Here is a 13,646-nt window from a genome sequence, read left to right as displayed (position 1 = left end):
CCCGGGTGGTGCACGTCGGCATGGCGCTGTGGGCGGTCGCGCTCGTGGTGCTGCTGGTCCTGGGCGACCGGGTGGACCGGGTGTGGACCTGGACCTGCGTGGCCGCCCTCGTGCTCGCCCTGCTCGGGCTGGGCCTCATGCGCTGGCAGGGCCACGGCCGCCAGGACCGGACGCCTGGATCGCCAGCCACTCCTCGCGGGTGATGGCGTACTCGACCTCACCGAGCCCGCTGCCGGGCAGCGGGTCGTCCAGGGCGAGCGGGAACGTCCGCACGTGCGTCATCCCCAGTGCCGCCATGGTGGCGCGGGAGGCGGTGTTCACGGCCATCGTCTCGGCGAACACCCGCCGCAGCCCGAGGTCGGCGAAGCCGTGCCGGAGCAGCTCCCGCGCCCCCTCGCCGGCCAGCCCGCGGCGCCAGTGCCGGCGGAGCAACCCGGCCCCCTCCCGGGTCCCACCGCGAGCTTGTGAGTGGTGGGGAGGAGGGGGTCCTTCTGCAGCCGACGAACTCGTCCCCGACCAGGCCCGCCCAGAACCCGAGCCCCGGCACCCGCGCGGCGACGGCCAGCCGCTCACGGTGCCGGGCCTCGACCTCCGCCCGGGTGCTCGCCCGGCCGGTCACGTACCGCATGACCTCGGGATCGGCGTCCAGCTCGACCTCGGCCTCGAGGTGCTCCTCGGCCAGCGGCACCAGCCGCAGCCGGGCGGTCCGCAACGCGGCCTGCCCGCTCACCGGCTCAGAGGACGTCGAAGTCCGCGGTGTCGTAGCGCGCGGTGAGCTGGACCTCGGCCGGCTCCCCGTCGGAGGGCTCCAGCGTCGCCTGGCTGTGCGCGCCGCAGCCGTAGTCGGCGGTCACCACGTGGCCATCGGCCGGGGAGTACCCGTTCGCGCAGGCGCCCAGCGACAGCCGCAGCGACCCGGCCAGCGGGAGGAAGAACCCGCAGGTGGAGCAGGGGCCGGGTGCGTGCCGGGCCATGGCCGAGCGGGGCCCGAAGTCGCCGTCCCGCCAGCGCTCGGCGGCCTCGATCCGGCCCAGCGGCGAGAGCACCCGCTCGCGGCCGATGCCGATCTCCTCGGCGACCACCCGGCCGGCCGGGTCGTCGGCGGAGTCGTCGTCGGCGAGGTAGCTGGGCACCAGGCGGTGGTCGTCCTCCGTGGCGGGGAGGACGTCGCCGACCGACAGGTCGCCCGGGCGCAGCCGCTCGTGCCAGGGCACCCACGCCGGGGCGAGCAGCGCCGCGTCACCGGGCAGCAGGACCACCTCGTCGAGGGTGGGCTCGTCGTCGCCGGGCACCCGGGCCAGCGTCACGGCCCAGTGCCAGCCGCGGTAGCCGGGCAGGGTGGCGGCGAAGAAGTGGGTGACCACGACGCCGAGCGCCGGGTCGGCGTCGTCGGCGAGCACCTCGGCGGTCACGGCCTGGTGGTCACCGACGGCGGCCGGGTCACCGGCCACCTCGGCGGCAGCCGCGCGGGCCGGCTCGACCGCGGCGGCCAGCACCTCGTCCGGGGCGGAGCCATGGGCGGCGGAGAACGCAGAGTCGGACACGCCCCCATTGTCGCGGATGCCGCCCGACGCGCGCCCGGCGCGCCCCGGGACGCGCGGCACACCGCCTCCCCAGGCGGCTGCGGCACCATGGTCCCGTGCCCGACACGCCTGCTCCGCGCGCCCGTCGGCGGCTGCGCCCGGGCCGGGCACCGGGGCCGGGGGTGGAGACCCACCCGCTCGGCATCCCGCGGCAGCAGACCCGGCCGCTGCCGGTCGCCGGCACGGGGCCGGTCGCCGGGACGCCTCCGCCGCCGCGGCCCTCGACGCCCCGGGAGGGACCCGCACCCGACGCGACGCCGTGGACGTCGGAGGCCCGGCCGCGGAAGCTGACCGTCACCCGGGTGGCCGCGGCCCGCACCCGCGAGCTCAGCGGGGCGACCGTCCGCCGGGTGCGCGCCTACGGCCGGGCCGACGGCGCCGGGGAGACCGGCCTGGCCGGGCTGTTCTGGGTGAACGCCCTGCACATGGCCGGCGACGCGATGATCGCCGTCTCGCTGGCCGGCACGCTGTTCTTCGCCGCCGCCTCGGACGCGCAGCGCGGCAACGTCGCGCTCTACCTGCTGGTCACCATGGCGCCGTTCGCGCTCCTGGCCCCGGTGATCGGCCCGGCGCTGGACCGGCTGCAGCGCGGACGCCGCTGGGCGCTGGCCGGCAGCCTGCTCGGCCGCGCCCTGCTGGCCGTGTTCATGGCCGTGCACCACGACGACCTGGGCCTCTACCCGGCGGCCCTGGGCGTGCTGGTGCTGAGCAAGGCGTTCAACGTGCTGCGGGCCGCCGTCGTCCCCCGGGTGCTGCCGGCGGCGATGTCGCTGACCTCGGCCAACGCCCGGATGTCGGTCTTCGGGCTCGCCGCCGGCGGGGTGCTCGGCGCCGTCGGGGCCGGCACCGCCTCGCTGCTCGGCTTCGGCTGGGAGCTCAGCGCGACCGCGGCGGTGTTCGCCGCCGCCGCCGTGCTCGCGCTCCGGCTGCCCCGGCACGTCGACGTCCCAGGGGACGAGGAGCCGGCCGACGTGCTGCGCACCGCGCCGATGGCGGTGCCCGGCAGCCGCCGCCGGGCCACCACGCCGCACGTCGTCACCGCGCTGCGGGCGACCGCGGCGCTGCGCGGGCTGAGCGGCTTCCTCACGATCTTCTCGGCGTTCCTCGTGCAGGCCACCGTGTCCAGCGGCTGGGACGCCACGATCGCCCTCGGCGGCATCGCCCTCGCGGCCGGTGCCGGCAGCTTCCTCGGCACCGGCATCGGCGCCCGGCTGCACACCGCGAGCCCGGACCGGGTGGTGCTGGCCGCGGCCGGCGCGGCGGCGGCGATCACCGCGCTGGCCGCGTTCTCCTTCAGCCTGCCGATGGCCGCGCTGGTGGCCGGCGTCGCTGCGGTCGCCAACGCGCTGGGCAAGGCCGCGCTCGACGCGATCATCCAGCGCGAGGTGCCCGACAGCCTGCGGGCGTCGGCGTTCGCCCGCTCGGAGACCTGGTTGCAGCTGGCGTGGGTGCTCGGTGGCGCGCTGGGGGTCGCACTGCCCACCACCGGCTGGCTCGGTTTCACCGTCGCCGCGGCGCTGCTCGTGCTCGCCGTCGGCCTCACCCTCTGGAGCCTGCGCACCCGCCGGGCCCGCCGCACCATCGATCGGGAGGCATGGACGTGACCTCGGCAGGACGGACGCCGACCGGGGTGGCACTGCTCGCCGGACTGGGACTGATCGCCGGCTGCGGGAGCTCCGCCGCCGACGACGGCGGGACCGGCGGCAGCAGCAGCTCCACCGCACCGACCGTCACCGTGCAGGCCGGCGGTGACGAGATCCCGGTCGACCCCACGCAGTACTGCCTGGACGGCGACGGTCAGCGCTACGCCACGAGGCCGCCGGTCATCGAGGTCACGCCGGACACCACCGTCTCGCTGACCGTGCCCGACGCGGTGGCGGCGGCCGGCTGGAGCGTGCAGGTCTTCGACAAGGACCTCAAGGAGATGATCGGCGAGGTCGACGTGCCTGCGGGCGAGACGGTGTTCCGCGAGATCAACACCTCCGACGCCGCCCCGCCGACCTTCTACCTGGTGGTCGTCGAGGACTCCGACCCCGAGGCGTGCAGCGGCCTCTCCGGCGCCTGGCCGGTGGGCTTCATCCGCACCGACGGCGTCAGCCTCTCGACGACAGCCCCGTCGGGGTCCCCGGCCGGCTGACGTCGCCGCCGGACGGGTCCTCCCTCAGCCCTCCAGGTCGGCGGCGATCGCGCGGAGCACCGCGGCGACCTTGCGGGCCATCGGCTTGTCCGGGTGCCGGCCGTGCCGCAGCCCCTCGGAGACGCCGTCCAGCAGCTTGATCACGTCCTCGATGATCGGCACCAGGTCGTCGGGCTTCTTGCGGGTCGCCGCCACCACCGAGGGCAGCGGGTCGAGCAGCTGGACCTGCAGCGCCTGGTCACCCCGGCGGCCGGCGACGATGCCGAACTCGACCCGCTGGCCGGGCTTGAGCTCCGTGGTCCCGGGCGGCAGCGCGTCCTTGTGCACGAACACGTCCGGGCCACCCTCGTGGGCGAGGAACCCGAAGCCCTTCTCCGCGTTGAACCACTTCACCTTGCCGCTGGGCACGTCGATCCCTCGGTCGGTCGATCCAGGTCCCGACCGTGCCGGCCGGGACGTCGCGGCCGGTCAGCGGCCCGCGTCCCCCGAGGTTAACCGCCCGAGGACGCTGTGCCCCGCTCCAGGGGCCCGCCGTCGGCCCCGTCCCGGGTCCCGCCCTGAGCCTGCGAAGGGTGGGGAGGACGGGGTCCTTCCTCAGGCGTTGCGGATGGCAGCCGCGGCCTGCAGGCCCAGCTCGGCGACCGACACCTCGCGCATCTCGACCTTGCGGACCTTGCCGGTGACGGTCATCGGGAAGCCGTCGACGACCTTCACGTACCGCGGCACCTTGAAGTGGGCGAGCTTGCCGGCGCAGAACGCGCGCAGCGCCTCGGCGGTCAGCGGCTCGGCCCCCTCGCGCAGCTGCACCCAGGCCATCAGCTCCTCGCCGTACCGCTCGTCCGGGACGCCGATCACCTGCGCGTCGACGATGTCGGGATGGGTGTAGAGGAACTCCTCGACCTCGCGCGGGTACACGTTCTCCCCGCCGCGGATGACCATGTCCTTGATCCGGCCGACGATGTTGACGTAGCCCGCCTCGTCCATCACGGCGAGGTCGCCGGTGTGCATCCAGCGGGCACTGTCGAGCACCTCGGCGGTCTTCTCCGCCTCGTCCCAGTAGCCGAGCATCACCGAGTAGCCACGGGTGCACAGCTCCCCCGGCGTCCCGCGCGGCACGGTCAGCCCGGTCTCGGGGTCGACGACCTTCGACTCCAGGTGCGGGTGCGTGCGGCCCACGGTGGAGGTGCGGCGGTCCAGGTCGTCGTCGGCACCGGTCTGGGTGGACACCGGGGAGGTCTCCGTCATGCCGTAGCAGATGGTCACCTCGGTCATCCCCATCTCGTCGACCACCCGCTTCATCACCTCCACCGGGCACGGTGAGCCGGCCATGATCCCGGTGCGCAGGCTGGACAGGTCGTAGGAGCCGAAGCCCGGCAGCGCGAGCTCGGCGATGAACATGGTGGGGACGCCGTACAACGACGTGCACCGCTCGTCCTGCACCGCCTGCAGGGTCAGCGCGGGGTCGAAGCCCGGCGCGGGGATGACCATCGTGGCTCCGTGCGAGGTGCAGCCGAGGTTGCCCATGCCCATGCCGAAGCAGTGGTAGTAGGGCACCGGGATGCAGACCCGGTCGGCCTCGGTGTAGCCGCAGCCCTCACCGACGAAGAACCCGTTGTTGAGCAGGTTGTGGTGGGTGAGCGTGGCGCCCTTGGGGAAGCCCGTCGTCCCGGACGTGTACTGGATGTTGATCGGGTCGTCGGCGCTCAGCTGCGTCGCCCGCTCGGTCAGCAGTGCGCGGTCGGCGGCGCGGCCGGTGGCCAACAGCTCCTCCCACTCCGGGTCGCCGAGGAAGACCACGGTGCGCAGCGCCGGGCAGTCCTGACGGACCTCCGCGACCATGGCGCGGTAGTCGCTGGTCTTGAACTCCGGCGCGGCGACCAGCACGGAGATGCCCGCCTGCTGCAGCACGTAGGCGAGCTCGTGGGTGCGGTAGGCCGGGTTGATGTTGACCAGGACGGCGCCGAGCTTCGCCGTCCCGTACTGCACGAACACCCACTCGGCGCAGTTGGGCGCCCAGATGCCGACCCGGTCGCCCTTGACCACGCCGAGGGCGTCGAGACCCAGCGCGCAGGCGTCGACGTCGGCGACCAGCTCGGGGTAGGTCCAGCGGCGACCCGAGGCGCACTCCACCAGCGCCTCGTGGTCACCCACCCGCGCTGCCGTCCGGTCGAGGTCGACCCCGATCGTGTCGCCGAGCAGGGGCACCGTCGAGGTGCCACTGCTGTAGGACGGCAGCGCGGGCGTGGTCATGCCACTGCCTCGCTGGCGCTCGCCAGCAGCACGACCGAGGGTGCTGTGTCCCTGGATGAGCTCGCGAGCTCGCTCATCTGTCCTCGCCCGCCATCAGGCCGGCCCGGTTGGGGCGGTCGGTCGGGTGGGCGTAGCGCAGCCGCTCCGGCGGGAGCGGGAAGGCGTGGTCCTCACCGAACGGCGAGGGCCCACCGGCCATCTCGCTGACCAGCTCGGTGATCGGCGGGCCATCGCCCTCGGACACCCCCCAGGTCGGTTCGACCAGGTGGGCGTGCTTCTCCTTGCGCTTGGACATCGAGCCTCCATCAGCGGTGCGGTCCGGGTCAGCTCCCGGGTGCCTCGGTGCCATCTTCGCGTGTCGGACCGGTGGGATGCACGTCGCGTTCCCCGCCGTGTCGCCCGGCCGGGTCAGCGGCGGCCGGCTACCCGCGCCCCGTAGACGGTGCCCGCTCCGTCGGCGGTGAGCAGCCACTCCTTCGCGGAGACCTGCGCGTAGCGGACGTCGCAGCCGTTGAGCTGCTGCACGGCCCGGGTCCGCCACACCGCGGTGGACATCAGCCGCAGCCGCAACGGCTCGTCGACGTACTCGTCGAAGCCGAGCGGCTCGACCTGCAGCACCGCCGGTCCGGCGATCCGCAGCACTCCGACCTGCCAGTCCGTCCGGGCCAGCGCCGCGGTCCACCGGCGCGCCCGGACCAGCGCCCCCAGCCCGATGCAGGCGACCGCCGACCCACCGACGACCAGCGCCACGACCATCAGCCCGCCGAACGGCGGCCGCGCACCGCCGTTCTCGACGATCCGGACGACAGCCGCGCCGAGCAGGACCCCGAGGACGACGGCCACCAGCCCCCCGCCGAGCCAGCGGAGGGCCCCGGCGCGCAGCGCGTCGAGGGCGGTCCGGGTCTGCGGGTCGTCCAGCGCGGGCACCCGGCGATGCTCCCAGAACCGGGCGGCTCGTCCGTCGGCCCGCTCCGCCGCAGGGGCCTGCCGGGCAGTCGTGCTCTGGACAGTCGTGCTCCGCTGCCTGGGTGGGAGCAGAGCACGACTGTCCCCGGTGCCTCCACAGCCGCCGGAGCAGCACCGGTGCCCGCCGACGTAACGTGGACCGGATGTCTCCGGACCAGCCCGCCACGCTCGCCGCCTGGCTGCGCACCCGCACCGACGAGCAGCTGGGCGCCCTGCTGGTGGCCCGGCCCGACGTCGCGCGCCCCGCCCCGTCCGACGTCGTGGGCCTCGCGACCCGCCTCGCCGTCCCGGTCTCGGTCGACCGGGCGCTCGACGAGCTGGACGCGGCCACCCTGCAGGTGCTCGACGCCGTGCTCCTGTCCCCCACCGACGGCGTGCCGCGCACCGAGCTCCCCGGCCTGCTGCCCGACGTGCCCGGCGAGGTCGTCGACGCCGCCGTGGAGACGCTGAGCACCCGCGCCCTGCTCTGGGGCGACGAGGAGCTGCACGCCCCCGAGCCGGTGCGCCGCGCGGTCCGATACCCGGCCGGTCTGGGCCGGCGGGCCGCCGACCTGCGGGTGCAGCTCCCCCGCGACCTGCCCGCCGTGCTCGGCGACCTCCCCCCCGACGAGCGCACCGTGCTCGACCGGCTGGCCGGTGACCGCCCGGTCGGTCACCTGCCCGACAGCAGCGCCGGCTCGCTCAGCCCCGCCCGTCGGCTCCTGCAGGCCGGGTTGCTGGCCCGCATCGACGCGATCAACGTCGAGCTGCCACGCGAGATCGGCCTGGCCCTGCGCGGCGACCGGCCGCTGGGCCCGCCCCGGCTCCGCCCGGAGCCCGAGCTGAGCCGGCGGGACCCGGCCGTCGTCGACCGGCAGGCCGCGGGTGCGGCGCTCGAGGTCCTCAGCCGGGTCGTCGACGTGCTGACCGCCCTGGAGGAGGAGCCGGCGGGCCTGCTGCGCAGCGGCGGCCTCGGGGTGCGGGACCAGAAGCGGTTGGCCAAGGAGATGCACATCGGCGAGGCCGACGTGGCGTTCCTGGTCGAGGTCGCGCACGCCGCCGGGCTGCTGGACGTCGGCGGGGCGCACCGCGACGAGTGGCTGCCCACCCGCAGCTACGACGCCTGGCGCGAGCAGGACCTGGCCGACCGGTGGGCCACGCTGGCCTCGGGCTGGCTGACCAGCGTGCGGCTGATCTCGCTGGTCGGGCAGCGCGACGTCGCCGGCAAGGCGGTCAACGTGCTCTCCCCCGACGTGGTGCGGCAGACCGCCCCGGTGCTGCGGCGCTCGGCGCTGTCGGTGCTCGCCGAGTTCCCCGCCGGTTCCGGCCTCGCCGCCCCCGAGCTGGTGGCGCTGCTGCGCTGGCGCACCCCGCGGCGGGCCGACCGGCTGGCGCCGGTGCCCGACCTGCTGGCCGAGGCCGAGCGGCTGGGCATCGCCGTCGGGGGTGTGCTGGGCCGCGGCGGGCGGGGCCTGCTCACCGGCGGGGAGGACGACGCCGCCGACGGCATGCGCGGCCTGCTGCCCGAGCCGGTCGACCACGTGCTCGCCCAGCCCGACCTGTCGTTGATCGCCCCCGGGCCGCTGGTCGCCGACCTGGCGGGCACCCTCGGCGTCGTGGCCGACGTCGAGTCCTCCGGCGGTGCCACGGTCTACCGGGTCTCCGACGGCAGCATCCGGCGCGCCCTGGACGCCGGCTGGTCGGCCACCGACCTGCACGACTTCTTCGCCCGCTCCTCGCGCACGCCGGTGCCGCAGGCGCTGGAGTACCTGATCGACGACGTCGCCCGCCAGCACGGTCGGCTCCGGGTGGGCGCCATCGAGTGCTACGTCCGCTCGGACGACCACGGGCTCGTCTCCCAGGTGCTGAGCGACCGCCGCACCGCGAACGCCGAGCTGCGCCGGCTGGCCCCCGGCGTCCTGGTCAGCGGGCTGCCGCCGGAGGAGGTGCTGTCGGTGCTGCGCGCCGCCGGGTACGCCCCGGCCGGGGAGTCCGCCGGCGGTGCGGTGCTGACCCGGCCGCAGGCGCCGCCACGTGCCGCCGGACGTCGTCCCGGCGCCGCGGCCGGGCCGGTCGGGCCGCGCCCGCTGGCCCCGGGGGACGTCGCCGCCACGGTCCGGGAGATCCGCGCCGGGGACGCCGCCCTCGCCGCCCGGCGGGCCGAACCGGTGCGTCAGGTGCCGGGGGTGACCACGGCCAGCACGCTGGAGCTGCTCGGCCGCGCGGTCCGGGAGAACCTGCCGATCTGGCTCGGCTACGTCGACGCCCAGGGCAGCGGCAGCCAGCGCGTCGTCCAGCCGGTGTCGCTGGCCGGCGGTTTCCTGCAGGGCTTCGACGAGGGGCGCGGGGAGAGCCGCACCTTCGCCGTCCACCGGATCACGTCGGTGGCGCTGGTCGAGGCCGAGGACGCGACCGGCTGACCTGCGGGGCCACGGGTTCCGCTTTTCCACCTCGTCCGGGATGATCAAGCGCCCGTCCGGCGTTGCGCGGGTCAGTTGGTGCGCGCAACCAGTCTTCGGGCAGAAGGGCCCGGGTCGTCTGCTGGTTGCGGCCAGGGCGAGGAGTGTGGGGCATGACGAGGAAGCGGACGGTCGCCGACCGGCTGGCGGAGGCACTGGGTGCGGTGCTGGGCACGACGGAGCTCCCGGTCCAGCTGCGCGGGTGGGACGGCTCCCTCACCGGCCCCGCGGGGGCGCCGGTCGTGGCGGTGCACTCGCGCCGGGCACTCCGGCGGATGCTGTGGTCACCCGGGCAGCTGGGCATCGGCCGGGCCTACGTCGCCGGTGAGATCGACATGGAGGACGACGTCTTCGCGACGTTCACCGCGCTGCGCAGCGACAGCCGGCTGGCGCAGGAGAAGCCGCCGTCGAACTGGTCCTGGCGCGATCGGCTGTCCCTGCTGGCCACCGCCCTGCGGCTGGGGGCCATCGGTCCGGACCTCGCACCGCCACCCGAGGAGGCCCCTCCGGTCGGCGGAGGACGCCACACCCGTGCCCGCGACGCCGCCGCGATCGCCCACCACTACGACGTCGGCAACGACTTCTACGAGCTCGTCCTCGGCCCCTCGATGGTCTACTCGTGCGCCGTCTGGGCCACCCCGGAGACGGGGCTGGACGCCGCCCAGGAGGCCAAGCTCGACCTGGTCTGCCGCAAGCTCGGGCTCGCTCCCGGCTCCCGGCTGCTGGACGTCGGCTGCGGGTGGGGCAGCATCGCCATCCACGCCGCCCAGCGCTACGGCGCGACGGTCGTGGGCGTCACCCTGTCGGAGGAGCAGGCGCGGCTGGCCCGCAAGCGGGTCGCCGAGGCAGGGCTCACCGACAAGATCGAGATCCGGGTGCAGGACTACCGCGCCGTGGACGACGGGCCCTTCGACGCGATCAGCTCGATCGGGATGGCCGAGCACGTCGGCCGCGCGCAGATGCCCGCCTACGTGGCCCAGCTGGACCGGCTGCTCCGCCCCGGCGGGCGGCTGCTCAACCACGCGATCTCCTGGAACGCCGGCGTCTCGACCTGGCGACCTGACTCGTTCATCGCCCGCTACGTCTTCCCCGACGGCGAGCTGCTGAACCTGGGCGAGACGGTGAGCCTGCTGGAGTCCCGGGACCTGGAGGTCCTCGACGTCGAGGCGCTCCGCCAGCACTACGCGCTGACGCTGCGGGCCTGGGTGCAGCACCTGGAGCAGAACTGGGACGCCGCCGTGGCCGCGTCGAGCGAGGGCCGGGCGCGGGTGTGGCGGTTGTACATGGCCGCCAGCGCGCTGACCTTCGAGGCCGGCGACATGGGCGTGAACCAGGTCCTGCTGCAGAAGACCGGCGGCGAGCAGCCGCCGCTGCGCCGCACCGCCTGGGTCTGACGCTCCCGGGGGGCCATGGTGGCCACCATGGCCCCCACGGCCGCGTCGTCCTGAGGTCAGCCGCACACCGTCGTCCGGAAGGTCGGGTCACTGCCCGGCGTTAGCCTGGACAGTCCGGCGCGCTCTCTGCGCCTGAGCCCCCGAACAGAGGATGCGCACGCGTGAGTGACGGCCCCCTGATCGTCCAGTCCGACAAGACGCTGCTGCTCGAGGTCGACCACCCGCAGTCCAAGGAGTGCCGCGCGGCGATCGCTCCCTTCGCCGAGCTGGAGCGCTCCCCCGAGCACGTGCACACCTACCGGGTGACGCCGCTGGCGCTGTGGAACGCCCGCGCCGCCGGTCACGACGCCGAGCAGGTCGTCGACGCGCTGGTGCGGTACTCGCGCTACCCGGTGCCGCACGCGCTGCTGGTCGACATCGCCGACACGATGGACCGCTACGGCCGGCTCACCCTGGCCAACAACCCGGTGCACGGGCTGACGCTGACCAGCACCGACCGCGCCGTGCTGGAGGAGGTCGTCCGCAGCAAGCGGGTGGCCCCGATGCTCGGCGTCCGGATCGACGACGACTCGGTCGCCGTCCACCCCTCCGAGCGCGGCCGGCTCAAGCAGGCGCTGCTGAAGATCGGCTGGCCCGCCGAGGACCTCGCCGGCTACGTCGACGGCCAGGCGCACCCGATCGAGCTGGCCCAGGACGACTGGCACCTGCGCGACTACCAGCAGGAGGCCGTCGACGGCTTCTGGGCCGGCGGGTCCGGCGTCGTCGTGCTGCCCTGCGGTGCCGGCAAGACGCTGGTCGGCGCCGCGGCGATGGCCGAGGCCAAGGCGACCACCCTGATCCTGGTGACCAACACCGTCTCCGGCCGGCAGTGGAAGCGCGAGCTGATCGCCCGCACCTCGCTGACCGAGGAGGAGATCGGTGAGTACTCCGGGGAGCGCAAGGAGATCCGGCCGGTCACCATCGCGACCTACCAGGTGATCACCACCCGCCGGAAGGGCGAGTACCGGCACCTGGACCTCTTCGACGCCCAGGACTGGGGCCTCATCGTCTACGACGAGGTGCACCTGCTCCCCGCGCCGATCTTCCGGCTCACCGCCGACCTGCAGTCCCGTCGCCGGCTCGGGCTGACCGCGACGCTGGTCCGCGAGGACGGGCGCGAGGACGACGTCTTCTCCCTCATCGGCCCCAAGCGCTACGACGCCCCCTGGCGGGACATCGAGGCGCAGGGCTACATCGCACCGGCCGAGTGCATCGAGGTGCGGGTCAGCCTGGACGACGAGGAGCGGATGACCTACGCGGTCGCCGAGCCCGAGGAGCGCTACCGGATCGCGGCCACCGCGCAGTCGAAGCTGCCGGTGATCCGCCGGGTCCTGGAGCGGCACCCCGACGAGCAGAAGCTGGTCATCGGTGCCTACCTCGACCAGCTGGACGAGCTCGGCGTGGCGCTGGACGCCCCGGTGATCCAGGGGTCGACGACCAACAAGGAGCGCGAGCGGCTGTTCCAGGCCTTCCGCACCGGGGACATCAAGACCCTCGTCGTCTCCAAGGTCGCCAACTTCTCGATCGACCTGCCCGAGGCCGCGGTCGCGGTGCAGGTGTCGGGGACGTTCGGCTCACGGCAGGAGGAGGCCCAGCGGCTCGGCCGGGTGCTGCGTCCCAAGGCCGACGGCCGGCAGGCGCACTTCTACACGGTCGTCTCCCGGGACACCCTGGACAGCGAGTACGCCGCCCACCGGCAGCGGTTCCTCGCCGAGCAGGGCTACGCGTACACGATCGTCGACGCCGCCGACCTGGCCGGCCCTGGCGAGGTCAACGGCCCGGACTGGGTGGACGAGCCCGCCGATTGACGCTGGTGGGGTGGCCCGCCGCCCCACCAGCGGTGATCACAGGGGAAGATCTCTGCGTCGCTGACCGCAGAAGGAGTCCTCCGTGCGCCACCTCACCTCCCCTGTCCGCCGCCTGGCCGTCGCCGCGGTCGCCCTGAGCAGCACCGCGCTGGCCCTCACCGCCTGCGGCGGCGACTCGGCCGACTCCGGCGGCTCCGGCTCCGGCAGTTCCGCCGGCGGCGCGTCGTCCTCGCCGCTGCCGAGCGTCACGGCCGACCAGGCCCTGGCCGACCGGGTGCCCGACGCGATCGCCTCCGACGGGACGATCGCCGTCGGCAGCGACACCACCTACGCGCCTGCTGAGTTCATCGGCGAGGACGGCTCGACGGTCGTCGGCTTCGACGTCGACCTGTTCACGCTGGTCGCGGCGAAGCTGGGGCTGAAGGCGCAGTTCGAGACGGCGCCGTTCGACTCGATCATCGCCGGCGTCGGCTCGGGCAAGTACGAGGTCGGCGTCTCCTCGTTCACCATCAGCGCCGAGCGGTTGGCCCAGGCGAACATGGTGAGCTACTACAACGCCGGCACCCAGTGGTCGGTGAAGAAGGGCAACCCGCAGGACGTCGACCCGGACAACGCGTGCGGGCTCAAGATCGCGGTGCAGAAGGCCACCGTGCAGGTGGACGACATCACCGCCCGGTCCGAGGCGTGCACGGCCGCGGGCGACCCCGAGATCACCATCGACCAGTACGAGGGGCAGGACGAGGCGACCGCCGCCGTCGTGTCCGGCAAGGACGACGCCGGCCTGGCCGACCTCCCCGTGATGGTCTACGCGGTGCAGCAGACCAACGGCCAGCTCGAGCTGCTCGGCGACCCCTACGGTGACGCGCCCTACGGCTACGTCGTCCCGACCGACCAGGCCGAGTTCGCCCAGGTGCTGGCCGACGCGGTGTCGGCGCTCATCGCCGACGGCAGCTACCAGCAGGCGCTGGAGAAGTGGGGCGTGGAGGGCGGCGCCATCAGCGACCCCACGGTGAACCCCACCGTCGGCTGAC

13 protein-coding genes and 1 pseudogene are annotated in these 13,646 nt (G+C 74.6%); 7 read left to right on the top strand and 7 right to left on the bottom strand.

Annotated features, from left to right (window positions below):
* Positions 1-203 (top strand): DUF2530 domain-containing protein (locus tag FHL80_RS13310; RefSeq protein WP_216870698.1); only part of this gene is annotated, 203 nt, incomplete at its 5' end.
* On the opposite strand, the gene FHL80_RS25535 is transcribed toward FHL80_RS13310, so the two are convergent.
* The 3 genes and pseudogenes from FHL80_RS25535 to FHL80_RS13300 all read right to left on the bottom strand — a co-directional run bounded on the left by FHL80_RS25535 (position 136) and on the right by FHL80_RS13300 (position 1,544).
* Positions 136-432, bottom strand: coding sequence for a GNAT family N-acetyltransferase (locus FHL80_RS25535; protein ID WP_216870697.1), 297 nt, complete (start codon positions 430-432; stop codon positions 136-138). The genes FHL80_RS13310 and FHL80_RS25535 overlap by 68 nt on opposite strands.
* Before the next feature lie 121 nt (positions 433-553).
* Positions 554-688 (bottom strand): annotated as a pseudogene (locus FHL80_RS27080) (GNAT family N-acetyltransferase); the annotation flags it as partial.
* Between the two features lie 46 nt (positions 689-734).
* Complete coding sequence (locus FHL80_RS13300) at positions 735-1,544, bottom strand: DUF3027 domain-containing protein (RefSeq protein ID WP_138733887.1); 810 nt, start codon at positions 1,542-1,544, stop codon at positions 735-737.
* Positions 1,545-1,639: 95 nt separating this feature from the next.
* On the opposite strand from FHL80_RS13300, the gene FHL80_RS13295 reads away from it, so the two are divergent.
* Positions 1,640-3,187, top strand: a complete 1,548-nt coding sequence (locus FHL80_RS13295; protein ID WP_246078653.1) for an MFS transporter — start codon at positions 1,640-1,642, stop codon at positions 3,185-3,187.
* Entirely contained in the window at positions 3,178-3,720 is a 543-nt protein-coding gene (locus FHL80_RS13290; protein ID WP_246078652.1) for a DUF2771 family protein, read from the top strand. Before FHL80_RS13295 ends, FHL80_RS13290 begins: the two co-directional genes overlap by 10 nt.
* A 24-nt stretch (positions 3,721-3,744) precedes the next feature.
* On the opposite strand, the gene FHL80_RS27220 is transcribed toward FHL80_RS13290, so the two are convergent.
* The 4 genes from FHL80_RS27220 to FHL80_RS13270 form a co-directional block, all read right to left on the bottom strand.
* Positions 3,745-4,128, bottom strand: coding sequence for a cold-shock protein (locus tag FHL80_RS27220; RefSeq protein ID WP_138733886.1), 384 nt, complete (start codon positions 4,126-4,128; stop codon positions 3,745-3,747).
* A gap of 186 nt (positions 4,129-4,314) precedes the next feature.
* Positions 4,315-5,970, bottom strand: coding sequence for an AMP-binding protein (locus FHL80_RS13280; protein WP_138733885.1), 1,656 nt, complete (start codon positions 5,968-5,970; stop codon positions 4,315-4,317).
* A gap of 73 nt (positions 5,971-6,043) precedes the next feature.
* Positions 6,044-6,265, bottom strand: a complete 222-nt coding sequence (locus tag FHL80_RS13275) for a hypothetical protein (protein ID WP_138733884.1) — start codon at positions 6,263-6,265, stop codon at positions 6,044-6,046.
* A gap of 113 nt (positions 6,266-6,378) precedes the next feature.
* Complete coding sequence (locus tag FHL80_RS13270) at positions 6,379-6,897, bottom strand: hypothetical protein (RefSeq protein ID WP_138733883.1); 519 nt, start codon at positions 6,895-6,897, stop codon at positions 6,379-6,381.
* 182 nt (positions 6,898-7,079) lie between these two features.
* On the opposite strand from FHL80_RS13270, the gene FHL80_RS13265 reads away from it, so the two are divergent.
* The 4 genes from FHL80_RS13265 (at position 7,080) to FHL80_RS13250 (ending at position 13,645) form a co-directional block, all read left to right on the top strand.
* Entirely contained in the window at positions 7,080-9,335 is a 2,256-nt protein-coding gene (locus FHL80_RS13265; RefSeq protein ID WP_138733882.1) for a helicase C-terminal domain-containing protein, read from the top strand.
* A 152-nt stretch (positions 9,336-9,487) separates the two neighbouring features.
* The gene (locus FHL80_RS13260; RefSeq protein ID WP_138733881.1) at positions 9,488-10,768 is read left to right on the top strand and encodes an SAM-dependent methyltransferase; all 1,281 of its coding nucleotides are present in this window, start codon (positions 9,488-9,490) and stop codon (positions 10,766-10,768) included.
* A 161-nt stretch (positions 10,769-10,929) separates the two neighbouring features.
* Positions 10,930-12,615, top strand: a complete 1,686-nt coding sequence (locus tag FHL80_RS13255) for a DNA repair helicase XPB (protein WP_138733880.1) — start codon at positions 10,930-10,932, stop codon at positions 12,613-12,615.
* An 82-nt stretch (positions 12,616-12,697) separates the two neighbouring features.
* Positions 12,698-13,645: an ABC transporter substrate-binding protein gene (locus FHL80_RS13250; RefSeq protein WP_216870696.1), complete on the top strand. Its 948-nt coding sequence runs from the start codon at positions 12,698-12,700 to the stop codon at positions 13,643-13,645.
* The last annotated feature ends 1 nt before the right edge of the window (position 13,646 follow it).

Source organism: Modestobacter excelsi (assembly GCF_005930495.1).
Taxonomy (GTDB): Bacteria; Actinomycetota; Actinomycetes; order Mycobacteriales; family Geodermatophilaceae; genus Modestobacter; species Modestobacter excelsi.
The sequence above is the reverse complement of the archived record's forward strand: the minus strand, read 5'-3'. Positions and strand labels throughout refer to the sequence as shown.

Bases quoted from the DNA above. Each gene is read 5' to 3' on its own strand.
- FHL80_RS13290 (WP_246078652.1), top strand. From the start codon at position 3,178: ATGGACGTGACCTCGGCAGGACGGACGCCGACCGGGGTGGCACTGCTC.
- FHL80_RS13280 (WP_138733885.1), bottom strand. From the start codon at position 5,970: ATGACCACGCCCGCGCTGCCGTCCTACAGCAGTGGCACCTCGACGGTG.
- FHL80_RS13275 (WP_138733884.1), bottom strand. From the start codon at position 6,265: ATGTCCAAGCGCAAGGAGAAGCACGCCCACCTGGTCGAACCGACCTGG.
- FHL80_RS13265 (WP_138733882.1), top strand. From the start codon at position 7,080: ATGTCTCCGGACCAGCCCGCCACGCTCGCCGCCTGGCTGCGCACCCGC.
- FHL80_RS13260 (WP_138733881.1), top strand. From the start codon at position 9,488: ATGACGAGGAAGCGGACGGTCGCCGACCGGCTGGCGGAGGCACTGGGT.